Source organism: Paenibacillus sp. VMFN-D1 (assembly GCF_003386155.1).
Taxonomy (GTDB): Bacteria; Bacillota; Bacilli; order Paenibacillales; family Paenibacillaceae; genus Paenibacillus_AQ; species Paenibacillus_AQ favisporus.
The window spans coordinates 61,681-76,907 of record NZ_QRDU01000003.1; the positions used below are offsets into that span (position 1 = coordinate 61,681).

Here is a 15,227-nt window from a genome sequence, read left to right on the forward strand (position 1 = left end):
ACATACCTCACACACCCCGAAAGCGTGGTGTTTCCATGAAATTCCGCAGCATCCGTTCGCGGCTGATTCTGTTTATGCTGCTGGCAACGACCGTCCCGCTGCTGCTTTCCATTACGATCACATACATCCATACCAAGGAGACGATCAAAGAGCAGGCGCTCGAAGAAAACCGGAACCTGATCTACCAGGGCAAGGTCAATTTGACCAACTATCTGAACAGCATCAACCAGGCTTCGCTCACCCTGTACACGGACGCCAATTTCCTGCGCAACCTGCGGAAAATCCCGGACGATTACCGGGCGGTGGCCGAGGTGTACACGTCCTTGCAAAATATCGTCAATACGGTGCACGGCATCGAGCGGATTTATCTGCACGCCACCCAGTCCGGACAGTCCACCTTGGTCACCCCTGCGATTTTCCCGAAGCGGGAGTACCGGACCGAGCCCTACATATCGACCCAAGGGTATGAAAAGTATACGACGGCGATCGAGCCGACCCATAAAAGCCATGACTATGGTTTTCCCCCGTCGCCGACCTCCTACTCGGACAAAATGGTCTTCACCTTCCACCGGTCCATCACCAATGTGCCGTCGGAGAAGGTGCTGGCCCTGCTGGCGATCGACGTCAGCCTGGATTCGGTGGCGGATATTACCGAGCAGCTGTTCAACAAGGACAAGGAGCAGCTGCTGGTCGTCGACCAGGGCGGTACCGTCGTCTATTCCGGGCGGGACAGCCAGCTCGGCACCCAGATCACGGACAAGGAGCTGCTGACGCGGATCAAGGGAACGCAGACCGAGGGCTTTTTCGAAAGCGGCGGGGCCATGAACGTATTCGAGAAGATGCAGACGCCTTATACCGAATGGACGATTATTAAACGAATTCCGAACAGCACGCTGTATGAGCGCGCGCGACAGCTGACCCAGATCAATGCCGCCATTGCGGTTATCGCTCTGGGAATCATCATCTTTGGCACGCTGTTCATTTCGATCCGGATCACCCAGCCGATCAAGAAGTTGACCAGTTACATGAACCGGATTCAATCCGGCCAGCTCGACGTCGACATTTCCTGGAACCGGCAGGACGAGACGGGCATCATGTTCACCCGCTTCAGGCAGATGATGGATACGATCAACAACCTGATCCTGCGGGAATACCGGCTGGAGCTGGCGAACAAGACCAATCAGCTCAAAGCGCTGCAGGCCCAGATCAATCCCCATTTTCTGTACAACACCCTGCAGTCGATCGGAACGCTGGCGCTGCAAAATAACGTTCCGCGGATTTATGCCCTGCTCTCTTCCCTTGCCAAAATTATGCGCTACAGCATGCGCAACAACGATGTGCTGGTGACGCTGAGGGACGAGGCCGATCACGTCCGGCTCTATCTGGAGCTGCAGAAGGAACGCTTCGGGGACCAGCTCGTCTATACGCTGGACCTGGCGCCGGATACGCTGGATGTGTCCATGCCGAAAATGATTCTTCAGCCGCTGATCGAAAATTACTTCAAGCACGGTATGGATCACGAAGGCCGCCAGGGCATGGTTCGCATCGAAAGCCATATGCGGGAAGACGGCGTGCTGCAAATCCGGATTGAAAATAACGGCAGCCGGATCGAGCCGGAGAAGCTGGCCACGCTGCAGGAACAGCTGGCTGGCCGAGGAAACGGCGAATTGGAGGATGAATGGACAGGCGATAACGGAGAAATCGGCTTGCGCAACGTCCTGCTTCGTCTGCAGCTGTATACGCCGCATGACGTCAGCATGCGGATCGAAAACCTTGAGCCGTATGGAGTCCGCATTTCCTTGGAAATCGATACAGAAGATATGCAAGATATGCAAGATATGCACACCGGAGAAAATAAAACGGCTGAAGCCCGCACAGGGGCCGGGCCGGGGGAAGTTCATACAGAGGAGAATTGACAGCCATGAAAGTGTTAATTGTAGACGATGAGAAGCATGTCCGGGAGGCTATCAAGCTGCTCGGGGAATGGGAGCGCCATGGCATTACGGACATTCTGGAAGCGGCCGACGGGAAGTCAGCGACGGAGATGATCGAGGAGCACGCTCCTCAGATCGTGATGACGGATATGCGCATGCCGCGCATGGACGGCACGCAGCTGATGGAATGGCTGAGCGGGAGCCATTCCGGGATCAAGACGATCGTCATCAGCGGTTATGACGATTTCGATCTGGTCCGCCATGCCATCCGCCACGGCGGGATGGACTATATCCTGAAGCCGGTGGACCCCGCCGCCTTGAACGAGGCGCTCGCCAAAGCCGCGGCCGCCTGCCGGGAGGAGGAGCTGAAGCGGCGGCAGAGCAGCCGCCAGAGCATCGAGATGAACCGGATGCGGCCGCATTATGCCGACAAGCTGCTGTCCGACCTGATCGGCGGGCACGGGCGCCGGGAGGAGATTCTTCAGCAGCTGCGGGAGGAATACGGCCTGCCGGAGCAAATCGACCGCTGCGCCGCGGCGGTCATCAGCACGGCGCAGCTGGACGACGAGCTGCTGGAGAAGTTTGCCCGCATGAAGCAGCTGCTCTATTTTACGCTGACGAACATCGGCAACGAGCTGCTGTCGGCCAAACGAAAAGGGTTCGCCTTCCATCATCTGGCGAACCCCGAAGAAATCGTGCTGCTCCTATGGGATGACTCCATGCCTATGTCCTCCCTGCTGGAGGACATCCACCGCGGCATCGACGCCACCCTGCACCGCAGCGTGCATATCGGCGCCGGGTCCTTCCAGCCGTTCCCGGAGGGCCTCGTCCGCTCCTATCAGGAGGCGCACCGGGCGCTCTGGCAGCGCAGCTTGCAGGACCCCGCCGCCTGGCTGCATACGCTGAGCGCCGCCGGCCCGGCAGCTCCGCGGCCCCTGCGCCTGATCGCGCATGAGGAGCAGTTCCGCCTGGCAGCGCTCAGCGGCAGCCGCGAGCAGATCAGCGCCGCCGTGGACGGCTGGATGCAGGCCGTCCGGCAGCTCGATCGGGTGACGCCCGAGCAGCTGGTGCAGTGGAACGCAGAGTGGGACTGGATGCTGAAGCAATGGATGGATCAGGGCGCCGAAGCAGCGGCGCCAAGTCCCGACAAGGACGCCTTGCTGGAGCTGCCCCGCTCCCTTCCGCTCGACAAGCATGGGCGGCTGTCCTATGACCTGTGGACTTCCCAATACGAAGGGCGGCTGACCGCAGCCAGCCGCATTTTGACACAGAAGCACTCGCGGGAGAACCATATCATCCACGACATCGCCGCATACCTGGAAAGCCATTATGCCGAGGATATTTCCCTGCAGGAAATGGCTGCACGCTTTTTTCTCAGCCGGGAATACATCTCCAGACGCTTCAAGCAGGAGTTCCATGTGAACCTTTCCGACTTTCTCGCCCGGATCCGGATTGAGAAGGCCAAGCTGCTTCTGCACAATCCGCAGCTGCGCATCTCCCAGATTGCCGAAATGGTCGGTTATCAGGACGAAAAATATTTCAGCAAGGTGTTCAAGAAGCAGGAAGGCCGCACGCCCAACGAGTTCCGGAAGGACCTCGCGGCTCAGACGCACTGAGCCCGGCGGTCATTAGCGGACGCTCAAGTTGTCCCAGTTCTGCTGGAACTGCTCGAACATCTCCTGCTTCGTGATTTTGCCGCCGATGTATCCCTGCATGGCCGCGGCGAATTCGGGCTGCATGCCGAACGGGAACCGGAACCAGTTCCAGGTCAGCGTCTTGCCTTCGTCGGTGTATTTCTGCACTTCCATGCCCAGCTGTCCCAGGTCTTCGTCCGTACCTTTAATGGACTTGAAGGCCGGAATAAATTTGAACTCCTTCGTAATGTACTTCTTCCCGGTATCGGAGGTCACCAGCCAGTTCAGAAACTCCTTGGCCTCCTCCTTGACCGGTGAATCCTTATAGATGACCCAGTTGTTCGGCACACCGACGTACAGCTTGTCCCCCAGCTGCGGATCGTCATTGATCGGCATCGGCAGGATGCCCAGGTTCAGCTTCGGATTAATGCCGTCAATCTGCACCTGGGTCCAGTTCCCCTGCTGCATCATGGCGGCTTCCCCGCTGGCGAACATCGTGACCTGGGTGTTGTAGTCCGTCGTAAGCGGACCTGGATTGCCATATTTCAGCGTCAGGTCGAACAGGTTCGACCACTGCTTCACGACTTCGTTGTCCGCGAACGTTTCCGTCTTGTCATTCAGATGCTGGATAAAAGCGCCAGGGTCCTTCTGGTCGGCAAAAGCCACGTTGATGTTATGGTTGCCGAGCACGAAATTTTCCTGATACCCGTTGGCAAACGGGGTAATTCCGGCGGCCTTCAGCTTCTTGCACGCTTCCTCAAGCTCGCTGAGCGTGGTCGGACGCTGTGTGATGCCCGCGTTCTTGAACAAATCCTTGTTATAAATGAAGCCGTACCCTTCCAGGTTCATCGGCTGCCCGTACAGCTTGCCGTCCTTGGTCATCGGCTCTTTGGCGATGTCCTTCACATCCTTGACCCAAGGCTGATCAGACAAGTCTTCCAAATATTCCTGCCACATGTCCATTTCGGCATAACCGCCGATATTGAAAATGTCCGGCTCTTTCGAAGCTGCAAATTTGGACCGGAGCGAGGCGCCGTAGTCGCTGCCCCCGCCGACGGTCTGTATATCCAGCTTGATCCCCGGATGGGACTGTTCATACTCCGCTTTTAGTTTATTTAATGCATCCGCAATTTCCACCTTGAACTGAAAAATATGAATGGTCTTGACCCCGCCACTGCCACTGCCACTTCCGCTGCCGCATCCGACCAGCAGGGCGAACGAGGCCAGCAGCACGCCAAGGCGGACTCCAACGGCATAGGCCTTTTTCTTCAAGCCGCATAACCTCCTTTATGGAATATACTTGAGCTGCCGGGACGGACTGAGGCTGGGTTCACCCCTTCACCGATCCCTGGGCGATGCCTTCGATAATGTACTTCTGCATGGCAAGGAAGAAGATGACGATCGGCGTAATGCCGAGCACCAGCGCGGGCAGGGCCAGATCCCACTGCTTCGTAAACTGGCCGAAGAACGCATAGGTCGCAATCGGGATCGTCTGCCGCGACGGGCTCTGCAGAATGAGCGACGGCATCAGGTAATCGTTCCAGATCCACAGCGCGTTCAGGATGATGACGGTGACGATGATCGGCTGCATGAGCGGCAGGACGATGCGGAAGAAGATACCGTACGTGGAGCAGCCGTCAACGCGGCCCGCCTCCTCGATCTCCCGCGGCACCGATTTGACGAAGCCGTGGAACAGAAATACGGACAGCGGCGCGCCAAATCCGAGGTAGCAGATGATCAGCCCGGTTCTCGTGTCCATGAGGCCGAGCGTGCTGACGACCTTAACGAGCGGGATCATGATCGATTGGAACGGAATGACCATCGCGGCGACAAATCCGGCGAACAGCAGCCGGTTGAACACCGTGTCCCTGCGCACCATCCGGTACGCCGCCATCGAGCTGATCAAGGCAAGCAGCACGTTGCTGATGACCGCGATCAGCAGGGAATTGCCGAACACTTTCGGGAAGGCGGTAATTTTCCACGCCTGTGCATAGTTGTTCCATAGAAAGGCATGCGGCCAGCCCGCGGAGTTGGTCAGAATATCGCCGAAGGACTTGACCGAGTTGACGAGCAGAAAGTAGAACGGCACCAGGAACACCAGGGCCAGCAGAATCATCAGCAGTTCAACAATCAGCCGTTTGGCGCGATACCCGCGGCTTGTGCTTGCGCCGGCTCTTGGGCTTGGACCTCGGTTTGTGCCTGTGTTGGTGCCTGTATTGGTGCTTGTGTGCATCATACTTCCACCTCCTTACGCTTCGTGGCGCGCACTTGAAGGATCGAAATCAGGGCCACGACGATAAAGAAGATGATCGCCTTCGCCGAACCCATGCCGAAGCGGCTGATGTTAAACGCCTCATTGTAAATGTTCAGCGCGACGGATTCGGTTGACTTGAACGGACCGCCCTTGGTGAGCGACAGATTCAGGTCAAAGAGCTTGAACGACCAGGAAATGGCGAGGAACAGACAGACCGTCACAGCCGGCATGACCAGCGGAACGGTGATCTTCCGGAGAACCTGTCCCCTGGATGCACCGTCAATTTGAGCGGCCTCAATAAGGCTTTTCGGCACATTGTTCAGCGAGGAAATGTAGATGACCATCAAATAGCCTGCGTTCTGCCAGACAAAGACGATGACAACCGCCCAGAAGGCCGTCGCCTCGGTGCCTAGCCATGGCAGTTTGAAGAAGGAGAGCCCGGTGGCCGCACCGACAGAAGAAAACCCTTTCACGAAGATGAACTGCCAGATAAATCCGAGCAGCAGACCCCCGATAACATGAGGGACAAAAAATACGGTCCGCAGCGCATTTCGCGTCAGCAGCGACCGCGTCAGCACATAGGCGAGAATAAAACCGAGCACATTGGTTAGGATGACTCCAAGTACGGTAAATTTGACGGTAAACCAGAACGAATTCAGAAACGCCGGGTCTTCCGTGAAAATGTGGATATAATTGCGGAAGCCGACCCAGCCCGCATGCCTCGACACCCCGTTCCAGTCGGTAAACGAATAATACAGTCCTAAAAGAAAGGGAACGACAACAATGACGAGGAAGCACAGGGCCGACGGTCCGACAAAAATGAGCTGCTGCAGCAGCTGAGACGATTTTTTCGAGTTCATGCCCTCACTCCTTACACTTTCATGGTTTTTCATTTAATTACCTATATCGACAAGGATTGAATCTGCATCATTTTGTTCTTTTTGGGACAAATTCGGGTATATTGGTAGGGGAAAGGCCGCTTTGCGGCAAGCCGTAGACATCACTTCAGGAGGCTGGTACGATGCTTAGAAGCAATCCGTATAAATGGTGGAACTGGCTCGCGTTCGTCGCCGCGATGGTGGTCAACGCGCTGGCCAATACTGCTGTGCTCGGGGGAAAAACGACAGGGGAAATATCGGGCCAGTACCCAACCATGATCACGCCCGAAGGGTATGCCTTTACCATCTGGTCCTTAATTTATGTACTGCTGCTTGGCTTTCTTCTCTATCAAAGCGGACGGGTCACCGAAACCCGGGATTCGGTCCGGTCCATCGGTCCGTGGTTTATCATTTCCTGCGTACTGAACATCGCGTGGCTGCTCTTGTGGCAGTATGAATATATCGAGCTGTCGCTCGTCGCCATGGTACTGCTGCTGCTCTCGCTGTTTGTCATCTATCGGCGGACGCGCAGCATCTATTATCCGACATCCGGAGAGATGTGGCTGATCAAGCTTCCTTTCAGCCTGTATTTCGGCTGGCTTAGCGTAGCCGTCATTCTTAATATCGCGATCGTGCTGAAAAAGAACGGTTGGAACGGCTTCGGATTGAGCGAGCTGGTGTGGGCCGTGGTTTTCCTGCTCGCCGGTGCACTGGTCGCCATTCTGGTCAGCTACCCGTACCGGGACAGCATCTATCCGCTGGTCTTCGTATGGGGCTATGTCGCCATAGCCCTGGAGCAGCAGGATCAGGTGGAGCGGGCCTTTATAGCCGCACTCATTCTGGCGATCATTCTGTTCGTCTATGCGATCTATCTTTTCTTCGCCCGGAGCCGGGATCGGGACTGAATGTAACCCCGCAAAGCACGGCCACAGTTTCGGCGTATATCCGGTATTTTGCGGGGAGCCCCGAAAATCACCCCACAAAGTGGGGACTCTACTCAGGCGTATATCAGATACTTTGCGGGGAGCCCCGAGATATAAACAACACAAAAAAGCCGGGCTTTGCGGACGGGGCGGCACCCCGGGCAAAGTCCGGCTTTCTATAGGATATGTAGCTTCCGATCTATTTAACGGCGGCAATCGTCTCGATTTCCACCAAGCCGTCTTTCGGCAAGCGTGCGACCTCAACGGCGCTGCGTGCAGGGTAAGGCTCGGCGAAGAAGGAGCTGTAAATCTCGTTGACCGCGGCAAAATCGTTCATGTCTTTCAGGAACACGGTCGTCTTGACCACTTGATCCAGGCTGCTCCCTGCCGCTTCAAGAATCGCCTTCACGTTGTTCAGAGCCAGGCGGGCCTGCTCCTGAACGCCGCTGCCGAACTCACCGGTCGCCGGGTCGAGCCCCAATTGTCCCGATGTGAAAATAAAGTCGCCGACCTGAACGGCCTGGCTGTAAGGTCCGATCGCTCCTGGCGCGGACTCGGTCGAAATCACCTTTTTACTCATGGAAGTCACCCTTTCGTCTTCGTACTATCCTTCTCATTGTAAACAGAGGTAGGCCAAGTTGCAATACGGCACCGCGCTGCTCCAGGCGTGCGGCTGCCGCGGTTGCAAGCCACCCTTCACCCGCCTTCTCCAGCCTGGCTCCAAGGACCGCTCAGCGTATATGAGCAGCGGAAGGACGGTTATTCCAGGCCCGGAACCGTTCCGGTGCGTCCCGGAAGCAGCGCCTTCTGCTCCACTCCGCCGACGGATGGGGTGATTTCCAGGGTGGCACATTCCTCCGCTTCGTTGGCCAGCGGCAAATAGAGCGAAAAACAGCTGCCCCTCCCCACTTTGCTCTCCAGGCGGATAAACCCACCCAGCAGGTGTGCCAGGTCCCGGCTGATTGAGAGCCCGAGGCCCGTCCCGCCGTATTTCCGGCTGATAGAGCCGTCCGCCTGGGCAAACGCTTCAAAGATCCGCCGCTGCTGCGGCGGCGAAATGCCGATACCGGTATCTTGAACGTCGAACACGATCCATGAGCCCGCAAGCTTTCCCTCCGGATTATGCTCCGCACGGATGACGAGGCTCACCTTTCCCTGATGGGTAAACTTGAATGCATTAGACAGCAAATTTTTTAAAATCTGCTGCACCCGGCTCGGATCGGTCCGGAACGTTTCCGGAAGCGAGGGGTCCAGTTTGATGGAGAAGCCGACGTTTTCTTTTTGAGCGACCAGTTCAAAATGCATTTGCAGCAGCTGCGGAATTTCGCTGATATTCATCTCTTCATGCATGATTTCCAGCCGGCCGGCCTCCACCTTCGACAAGTCCAGAATGTCGTTGATGATGCGTAGCAGCTCATGGCCCGACTGGTGGATAATTTCACCATACTCGGCCATTTCCTCCTTGGTACGGCTGTCGTCGTTGTCGCTGATCAGCTCGGCAAAATTGATGATGCTGTTCAAGGGAGTGCGCAGCTCATGGGACATGTTCGCCAGAAACTCCGTTTTGTAGCGCGAGGACCTCGCCAGCTCTTTGGCCCGTTCCTCCAGCACGCGCTTGGCCTGATGCAGCTCTTCGGCCTGGGCCGACAGCAGCACGTTGCTTTGTTTGAGCTGGATGGTGCGGGCTGCTTCAAGCTGAAAATCGCGGAGGATCAAAGAAAAGATCAAACTCAGCAAGAGAGTGAGCGGAAGCGTGGCCGGCATGATCGTTTCAAAATAATGAGCGGCAGGAATAACCCCTAAAAATGCAATATCGATACAATTCAGTACGTTCAACACCAGAATGGCAAGGAAGCCGCGGGTCACAAGACTGAACCCCTTGCGTCTCATCCAAATATTGAGCAGTGCCGCCGCAGCACCCAAAATGCACAGATTGAACAAACCGGCGACCGAGGCCTCGTTAACGCCGAACGTAAGGCGCGCGAATCCGATGCCGATGCCGATAATGACCAGCGTCACCGGCTCAGCGTAAGCAACCGTCGCAATGATGAGTGGGATGATCCGGAGATCGAAAATCACATTTTCGCTAAGCTTGTATCCGAAAACCATGCTCAGCCACCCGCAAAAGATGATCAGCAGCACCGAGCAGGTGTATTTCACATGTTTAGGGGCACGGGCAAGTCCATATTTGTAGACCAGATTGGCCAAGTAGGCAGCCGCTATGAGCAGGGCTGTGTTACCAAGAAATATTTTGCAAAAATCCATGTACTCACTCCTGAAGATGGATATTAGCCGTGCTCTCATATCATATCATGGCAGATCCATATATCCAGAATTTATATATAAAACGATGCCGGGCTAAGCCGCGATTACCGCGACAGCCCGCCGAAGCTGGGGGATTCTTGCTGATTTTGCGGCCCATACCGGGTAAATGGGGAACCTTCTTGTGGGTAAACCGGTCAGACCTTTGAGGTAAGTCTATGGCGGATAGCGTGCTTGAAGTCATCCAGGTGAGGTCAGGTCGTACTTGGGTAATGTAGATGAACACCCGAAAGAAGCGCAGCGCTCCCCGGTTGCCGGAGATTCGCTGCGCCTTTTGATATTTCCACATGCCGGCCGCAGGACGAAGGGTCCTACAACTGACGCGAACGCGTCCAGTCATGGTACTCTTTTTCCGCGGCGTCCTTGGTATGGCCATAGCGCTCCTGAAGCTTGCCGATCAGCTTGTCCTTTTCGCCGTCGATTTTATCCAAATCGTCATCCGTCAGCTCGCCCCACTGCTTTTTGGCTTCGCCTTTCAGTTGATTCCATTTTCCCTTGAATACGTTATGATCCATGAGGATCAGCTCCTCTCGGTATAAGTTGTTGGTCGGCGGAACTATCCGCTCCGCCTGTAGTTCTTTATTACCCGCAGGAACGCGAGCTGAATCCATCGAGCACCAGCAATGCTGCCCCAGTCTTCATAGCCATGAACCGGTGCGAAAAAGATTTTAACCGAAATTTCGATCGCCTATTGCATTAGGTGTATTAAGTGATATAATACACTTAAATCACATAAGTGACCTGAACGTTTGCTCTTATGCCGATAAGGAAAGCTGTGCTTCCAGACCAGCAGAGCTTTTAGGAGGGAAGGCCATGGAAGACCAACAGGTTGGCCCGCTGCGGTTCCACATCGACTTCAGCCAACCTTTATATGAACAAATTCTGGATCAGGTGCGCAGCGCCATTGCCAAAGGAGAGATTGGATTGGGAGACAAGATGCCTTCTGTGCGCGAGCTGGCTCAAGAGCTTCGGGTGAACCCGAACACCGTCATGCGGGCTTACCAGGAGCTTGAACGGGACGGACTTACCGAGAAACGGCGGGGTCAAGGAACCTTCGTCACCTCTTCCCCGGAGCATGTCCGGTCGTTCCGAACGGCGCTCGCGGCCAAATATATCGACAGCTTTATGGATCAAATGGAAAGACTCGGACTAACCTGGAACGATATCCAGTCCTATATTGAACAAAAATACGACGCGGAGGAAGGAGGAACAACGCGATGACAGCACCGATACTGCGATGCGAACAAGTAAGCAAGGCCTATGGGAAGAAGCAGGCGCTAAACGGGCTGAACATCACCGTTCCCGAAGGGCGGATCACCGGTATTCTGGGCCCGAATGGCTGCGGCAAATCCACGTTATTCCGGATGCTTACCGGCCTCGTCCGGCCAGACCGGGGCACCGTGGAAGTGCTCGGCTCGAAGCCCGGTTGGGATACCAACCGCCACATCGCCTACCTCCCCGACCGGGCCCGCTGGTATCCGAACCATACGGTGCGGCAGGCGTTCGAATGGGGAGAGTCCTTCCTGCCTCGCTTCTCGATGGAACAGGCCATCCGCCTGGCGGATTATATGGATGTTGAGCTGGATGCAAGAATCGGCGGAATGAGCAAGGGCCAGGAAGCCCGCGTTATGCTGATTCTTTGCCTTGCCCGGGAAGTGTCCCTCATTATTCTCGACGAGCCTTTTACCGGCATCGACGTGATGTCACGGGAGGCGATTGTGGCCGGCATCATCGACTACCTCGAGGACAGCGGGCAGTCCGTCCTGATCAGCACCCATGATATTCAGGAGGTTGAAGGGCTGTTCGATTACACGGTCATGATGAAGCAGGGTCAGGCGATCTGGTCCGGCGACACCGAAAGCTTGAGGGCGGAATACGGTTCACTTCGCGATGTATTCCGTAAAATGTACGCAAAGGAGTGGCAGCGTTGATGTCATCAGGCACGTTTATGGACCTTGTCCAGCATGAGTTTATGGTGCGGGGCAGCTGGAGAAAACTGAACCGCGTCCGCTTATCCAGAAGCTGGTGTGTCGCTTATATCCTGATTGTTGCCGCAGCGGTGGTCATCGTCACCACTTATCTGGCGGCACGCAACGACCTGGAACTGAGCAGCTTCTGGTATATGACGCTGGCGTTCCCTTACTGGATCTTCTTCCTGGGATACGGCGCTGTAAAAAGAGAATGGTCCAACGATACGTACGGCTGGTGGCTGACGCTCCCGATCCCGAGATTCCGCCTTATTGCCGCCAAATGGCTCGGTAACTGCCTGAAGGTATGGATCGCAATGATCGCCATATATATCGCCTTATCGGCGTACGTGCTTATTCTGACCTCGACCATCGATCATTACACCTACGACATGGCCGTCTCCTTTATGATTACGGGCATTAACTGGCTGACCGTCGTCGCCGGCCTGACCCCATTCATCATAGCCGCAGGCATGCTGACCATTAGCGTCATGTACAGCACCGCCAAGCCGCTGACGCCGCTGTTCTGGATTTTATTTATGGGAGGCTTCAGCATCGTATACTCCAACATGAACGAGTATTTGCTGCCGGAAGGCCGGCTGGAAACCGCAGGACCGGCGACGTTCTTCCCCTTTCCATGGGAGCTTCCGGCAATCATCATCGGCAGCTGGGCGGTAGCCTATGGCCTGATCCGGGCGGTGACATACGTCATGGATAAAAAGCTGGATCTGTAGCAAATTCAACACGCTTTTCTTCTATAAACTTAACGGGATATTCAACGTGGCCGCCGGAAGCCGTTCGTTCATCCGCGCGAGCCGGTACTGCCGGCGGCCCTCATTTTGCAATCATGCTGCTTCACAAAACTTAAGCTGATGCTTCCGACGCAAGTTTTGCTGCGACGACTTTGCTTTGAGGTTATGCATCACAAAACTTAAGCTTATGCTTCCGATGCCAGTTTTGCTGCGACGATTTTGCTTTGAGGTTATGCTTCACAAAACTTTTAGGAGGTTGTCCCTATGATCCAAACGACGACTCGCAACAACGCCGAATCTAATCAAACTTCTTATAACAACGGTTATATGCTAGAGGTTTCCCAGCTCCGCAAATCCTATCCGAAGAAACAGGCGCTTCAGGACGTGAGCTTCTCTCTGAAAGCCGGCACTTCGTTTGGCTTCCTCGGACCGAACGGCGCGGGAAAGTCCACCACGATGAAAATTTTGACCGGCATTGTCCAGGCCGACAGCGGCTCCGTCCGGCTGCTCGGCAAGGAGGCGACCAAAAATCCGGACGCCGTATCGAAATATATCGGCTACGTCCCGCAGGAAATTACGCTGTACGATAAGCTGTCCGCTTACGACAATCTGGAGTTTTTCGGTGAGGCTTACGGCGTCCGGGGCAAAATGCTGAAGCAGCGCATCCATGAGGTGCTGAGCCAGACCGGTCTGCTGGACCGGGCCAAAGAGGAAGTCGGCACGTTCTCGGGAGGCATGAAGCGCCGGATTAACATCGCCGCCGCGCTCCTCCACCGTCCCAAGCTGCTGATTCTCGACGAGCCGACGGTTGGGATCGATCCGCAGTCGCGGAACCACATCTTCGAAATGATCCGCGACCTGAATCGCGAAGGCGTGACAATCATCTACTCCACCCACTACATGGAGGAAGTCGAAGCGCTGTGCGATGAAGTGGCCATTATGGATCAGGGCACGATCAAGGCGATGGGCCCGCTCGGGGAACTGCTGGAGAATTACGGACAGAAGGCCATTTACGTAGAAATTGCAGGAGCCCATCACCTGCCGGAAGACCCGGATGTAACCGCGGTCCGCAAGGAAGGCTCCGGATACGTGCTGGAAACGGAAAATCTGCACGGCGTGATGCAGCGTCTGCTTCGCCTCGCATCCCAGCACAGCTGGGACGTGAAGCAGCTGGAAATCGTCCGTCCCTCGCTGGAGAACGTATTCCTGCGGGTAACCGGTACCGCGCTCCGGGATTAATTCTTTCACAAGCTTCCCTCTTACTCATTAAGGTGATAAATCGTTCATCGTATGAAACAAACAAAGAAATTAACAAGCAAAGGAGCAAAACCCATGAGAGCCATTATTATCAAAGAATTGCGGCTGATCCGCAAAGACCGCAAAAGCTTCTTCTTCCTGCTGCTGATGCCAATCCTGTTCATCGCCATGTTCGGTACGATTTTCAATAGCGGCGGAGGCGACAGTTCCTCCGTATCCATCCGCACCATCGACCAGGATCAATCCGCCGCGTCCCAAGCCTTTGTGAAGCAAATGCAGGGGATTATGGACGTGAAGCTGGAATCGGCATCCAGCCTGGACGACCAGGTCGACAGAATGAAGCAGGGCCAGTTCTCGGCCATGCTCGTCATTCCCGCCGGATTCGAAAAAGCCATGAAGGAAGGCAGTCCCGCGGATATCCAGCTGTACCAGGATCCCACCGCACAGACCGAGCTTGCGCCGATTCAGGCGATCCTCAGCAGCATTTCCAGCCAATACCGCGAGCAGAAGCTGACGGATGTCCTGCTGGCTAAGGGAGATTCCAAGGAGCAGGCAGAGCAGGCGCTGGCCTCCCCGATCCAGATTAAAGATGTGGCGACGACGTCCGACCATATCAGCTATATGGACTCCATGGTCCCCAGCATGACCGTTATGTTCGTCTTCTACATCATGATCACGATGGCCCGCCGCTTCTTTGATGAAAAGAAGACCGGCCTTCTGTCCCGCATTCGCAGCACACGCGTAAAGCCGCTGCAATACCTGGTCGGGATGTGGGTGCCCTTCATCCTGACGGTTATCGCCCAGTGTGTCGTCCTGTTCGCCTTCGGCCACTTCGTCTATGATGTGAAGCTTGGCGACGTCGCCGCCCTTACCTTGATTGTGCTCAGCCTCAGCATCTGCGGAACCGGCATCGGGCTCGGCTTATCCTTCCTGGTGCCCGGCGAGGGAGCCGCCATGGTCATCACCCAGGTCATTGCCATGGGTGGTGCCATGCTGGGCGGCCTGTGGGTACCGTCCTATCTGCTTCCGCAATCCGTACAGACCGTCGGGCACTTTCTGCCGCAGTACTGGGCGCTGCACTCGCTGCAGAACATTATCGCCCATGGCGCCCATCTCGGCGACGTTGCGGGACCTGCCCTCATTCTCCTGACGTTCGGGGCCGCCGGCCTCCTGGTTGCATTCTTCCGTCTGCCAGGGTTCCTGCGCTCGGCTGCAAACTGATTCCTTATCAAACGCTCCAAACGACGAAAAAACCTCCCGGCCGGAAGTCATCCTTCACGGCCGGGAGGTTTTCTTGCTCTCCGAA

General features: G+C 55.8%; 14 protein-coding genes. 8 read left to right on the forward strand and 6 right to left on the reverse strand.

Annotation, left to right across the window (positions count from 1 at the left end):
- The first annotated feature begins 35 nt into the window (after positions 1-35).
- Both C7820_RS21195 and C7820_RS21200 read left to right on the forward strand, forming a co-directional pair.
- Entirely contained in the window at positions 36-1,916 is a 1,881-nt protein-coding gene (locus C7820_RS21195) for a cache domain-containing sensor histidine kinase (protein WP_116232738.1), read from the forward strand.
- Positions 1,917-1,921: 5 nt separating this feature from the next.
- Positions 1,922-3,550: a response regulator gene (locus tag C7820_RS21200; protein WP_116232739.1), complete on the forward strand. Its 1,629-nt coding sequence runs from the start codon at positions 1,922-1,924 to the stop codon at positions 3,548-3,550.
- 12 nt (positions 3,551-3,562) lie between these two features.
- On the opposite strand, the gene C7820_RS21205 is transcribed toward C7820_RS21200, so the two are convergent.
- From C7820_RS21205 to C7820_RS21215, 3 genes are all read right to left on the reverse strand, one after another.
- Positions 3,563-4,840: an ABC transporter substrate-binding protein gene (locus tag C7820_RS21205; RefSeq protein WP_116232740.1), complete on the reverse strand. Its 1,278-nt coding sequence runs from the start codon at positions 4,838-4,840 to the stop codon at positions 3,563-3,565.
- Between the two features lie 58 nt (positions 4,841-4,898).
- The gene (locus C7820_RS21210; RefSeq protein WP_258875369.1) at positions 4,899-5,684 is read right to left on the reverse strand and encodes a carbohydrate ABC transporter permease; all 786 of its coding nucleotides are present in this window, start codon (positions 5,682-5,684) and stop codon (positions 4,899-4,901) included.
- Positions 5,685-5,800: 116 nt separating this feature from the next.
- Positions 5,801-6,682 carry a carbohydrate ABC transporter permease gene (locus C7820_RS21215; RefSeq protein ID WP_116232741.1) on the reverse strand — a complete coding sequence of 294 codons (882 nt, stop codon included), beginning with the start codon at positions 6,680-6,682 and terminating at the stop codon, positions 5,801-5,803.
- 161 nt (positions 6,683-6,843) lie between these two features.
- On the opposite strand from C7820_RS21215, the gene C7820_RS21220 reads away from it, so the two are divergent.
- Positions 6,844-7,605 carry a TspO/MBR family protein gene (locus tag C7820_RS21220; RefSeq protein WP_116232742.1) on the forward strand — a complete coding sequence of 254 codons (762 nt, stop codon included), beginning with the start codon at positions 6,844-6,846 and terminating at the stop codon, positions 7,603-7,605.
- A gap of 217 nt (positions 7,606-7,822) precedes the next feature.
- On the opposite strand, the gene C7820_RS21225 is transcribed toward C7820_RS21220, so the two are convergent.
- From C7820_RS21225 to C7820_RS21235, 3 genes are all read right to left on the reverse strand, one after another.
- Positions 7,823-8,203 (reverse strand): RidA family protein, encoded by a 381-nt coding sequence (locus C7820_RS21225; RefSeq protein WP_116232743.1) that lies wholly within the window; start codon positions 8,201-8,203, stop codon positions 7,823-7,825.
- Positions 8,204-8,382: 179 nt separating this feature from the next.
- Complete coding sequence (locus C7820_RS21230; RefSeq protein WP_116232744.1) at positions 8,383-9,888, reverse strand: sensor histidine kinase; 1,506 nt, start codon at positions 9,886-9,888, stop codon at positions 8,383-8,385.
- Between the two features lie 368 nt (positions 9,889-10,256).
- Positions 10,257-10,460 (reverse strand): CsbD family protein, encoded by a 204-nt coding sequence (locus C7820_RS21235; protein ID WP_105445664.1) that lies wholly within the window; start codon positions 10,458-10,460, stop codon positions 10,257-10,259.
- Between the two features lie 298 nt (positions 10,461-10,758).
- On the opposite strand from C7820_RS21235, the gene C7820_RS21240 reads away from it, so the two are divergent.
- The 5 genes from C7820_RS21240 to C7820_RS21260 all read left to right on the forward strand — a co-directional run bounded on the left by C7820_RS21240 (position 10,759) and on the right by C7820_RS21260 (position 15,142).
- Complete coding sequence (locus C7820_RS21240; RefSeq protein WP_116232745.1) at positions 10,759-11,166, forward strand: GntR family transcriptional regulator; 408 nt, start codon at positions 10,759-10,761, stop codon at positions 11,164-11,166.
- Complete coding sequence (locus tag C7820_RS21245) at positions 11,163-11,876, forward strand: ABC transporter ATP-binding protein (protein WP_116232746.1); 714 nt, start codon at positions 11,163-11,165, stop codon at positions 11,874-11,876. The genes C7820_RS21240 and C7820_RS21245 overlap by 4 nt, the downstream gene beginning before the upstream one ends.
- Positions 11,876-12,646: an ABC transporter permease subunit gene (locus C7820_RS21250; RefSeq protein ID WP_116232747.1), complete on the forward strand. Its 771-nt coding sequence runs from the start codon at positions 11,876-11,878 to the stop codon at positions 12,644-12,646. Before C7820_RS21245 ends, C7820_RS21250 begins: the two co-directional genes overlap by 1 nt.
- Positions 12,647-12,928: 282 nt before the next feature.
- Positions 12,929-13,903 carry an ABC transporter ATP-binding protein gene (locus C7820_RS21255; protein ID WP_258875337.1) on the forward strand — a complete coding sequence of 325 codons (975 nt, stop codon included), beginning with the start codon at positions 12,929-12,931 and terminating at the stop codon, positions 13,901-13,903.
- Between the two features lie 93 nt (positions 13,904-13,996).
- Positions 13,997-15,142, forward strand: coding sequence for an ABC transporter permease (locus C7820_RS21260; protein ID WP_181909146.1), 1,146 nt, complete (start codon positions 13,997-13,999; stop codon positions 15,140-15,142).
- The last annotated feature ends 85 nt before the right edge of the window (positions 15,143-15,227 follow it).

Coding starts and splice junctions, on each gene's coding strand:
- C7820_RS21195 (WP_116232738.1), top strand. CDS start 36: ATGAAATTCCGCAGCATCCGTTCGCGGCTGATTCTGTTTATGCTGCTG.
- C7820_RS21200 (WP_116232739.1), top strand. CDS start 1,922: ATGAAAGTGTTAATTGTAGACGATGAGAAGCATGTCCGGGAGGCTATC.
- C7820_RS21210 (WP_258875369.1), bottom strand. CDS start 5,684: ATGATTCTGCTGGCCCTGGTGTTCCTGGTGCCGTTCTACTTTCTGCTC.
- C7820_RS21215 (WP_116232741.1), bottom strand. CDS start 6,682: ATGAACTCGAAAAAATCGTCTCAGCTGCTGCAGCAGCTCATTTTTGTC.
- C7820_RS21220 (WP_116232742.1), top strand. CDS start 6,844: ATGCTTAGAAGCAATCCGTATAAATGGTGGAACTGGCTCGCGTTCGTC.
- C7820_RS21225 (WP_116232743.1), bottom strand. CDS start 8,203: ATGAGTAAAAAGGTGATTTCGACCGAGTCCGCGCCAGGAGCGATCGGA.
- C7820_RS21230 (WP_116232744.1), bottom strand. CDS start 9,888: ATGGATTTTTGCAAAATATTTCTTGGTAACACAGCCCTGCTCATAGCG.
- C7820_RS21235 (WP_105445664.1), bottom strand. CDS start 10,460: ATGGATCATAACGTATTCAAGGGAAAATGGAATCAACTGAAAGGCGAA.
- C7820_RS21240 (WP_116232745.1), top strand. CDS start 10,759: ATGGAAGACCAACAGGTTGGCCCGCTGCGGTTCCACATCGACTTCAGC.
- C7820_RS21245 (WP_116232746.1), top strand. CDS start 11,163: ATGACAGCACCGATACTGCGATGCGAACAAGTAAGCAAGGCCTATGGG.
- C7820_RS21250 (WP_116232747.1), top strand. CDS start 11,876: ATGTCATCAGGCACGTTTATGGACCTTGTCCAGCATGAGTTTATGGTG.
- C7820_RS21255 (WP_258875337.1), top strand. CDS start 12,929: ATGATCCAAACGACGACTCGCAACAACGCCGAATCTAATCAAACTTCT.
- C7820_RS21260 (WP_181909146.1), top strand. CDS start 13,997: ATGAGAGCCATTATTATCAAAGAATTGCGGCTGATCCGCAAAGACCGC.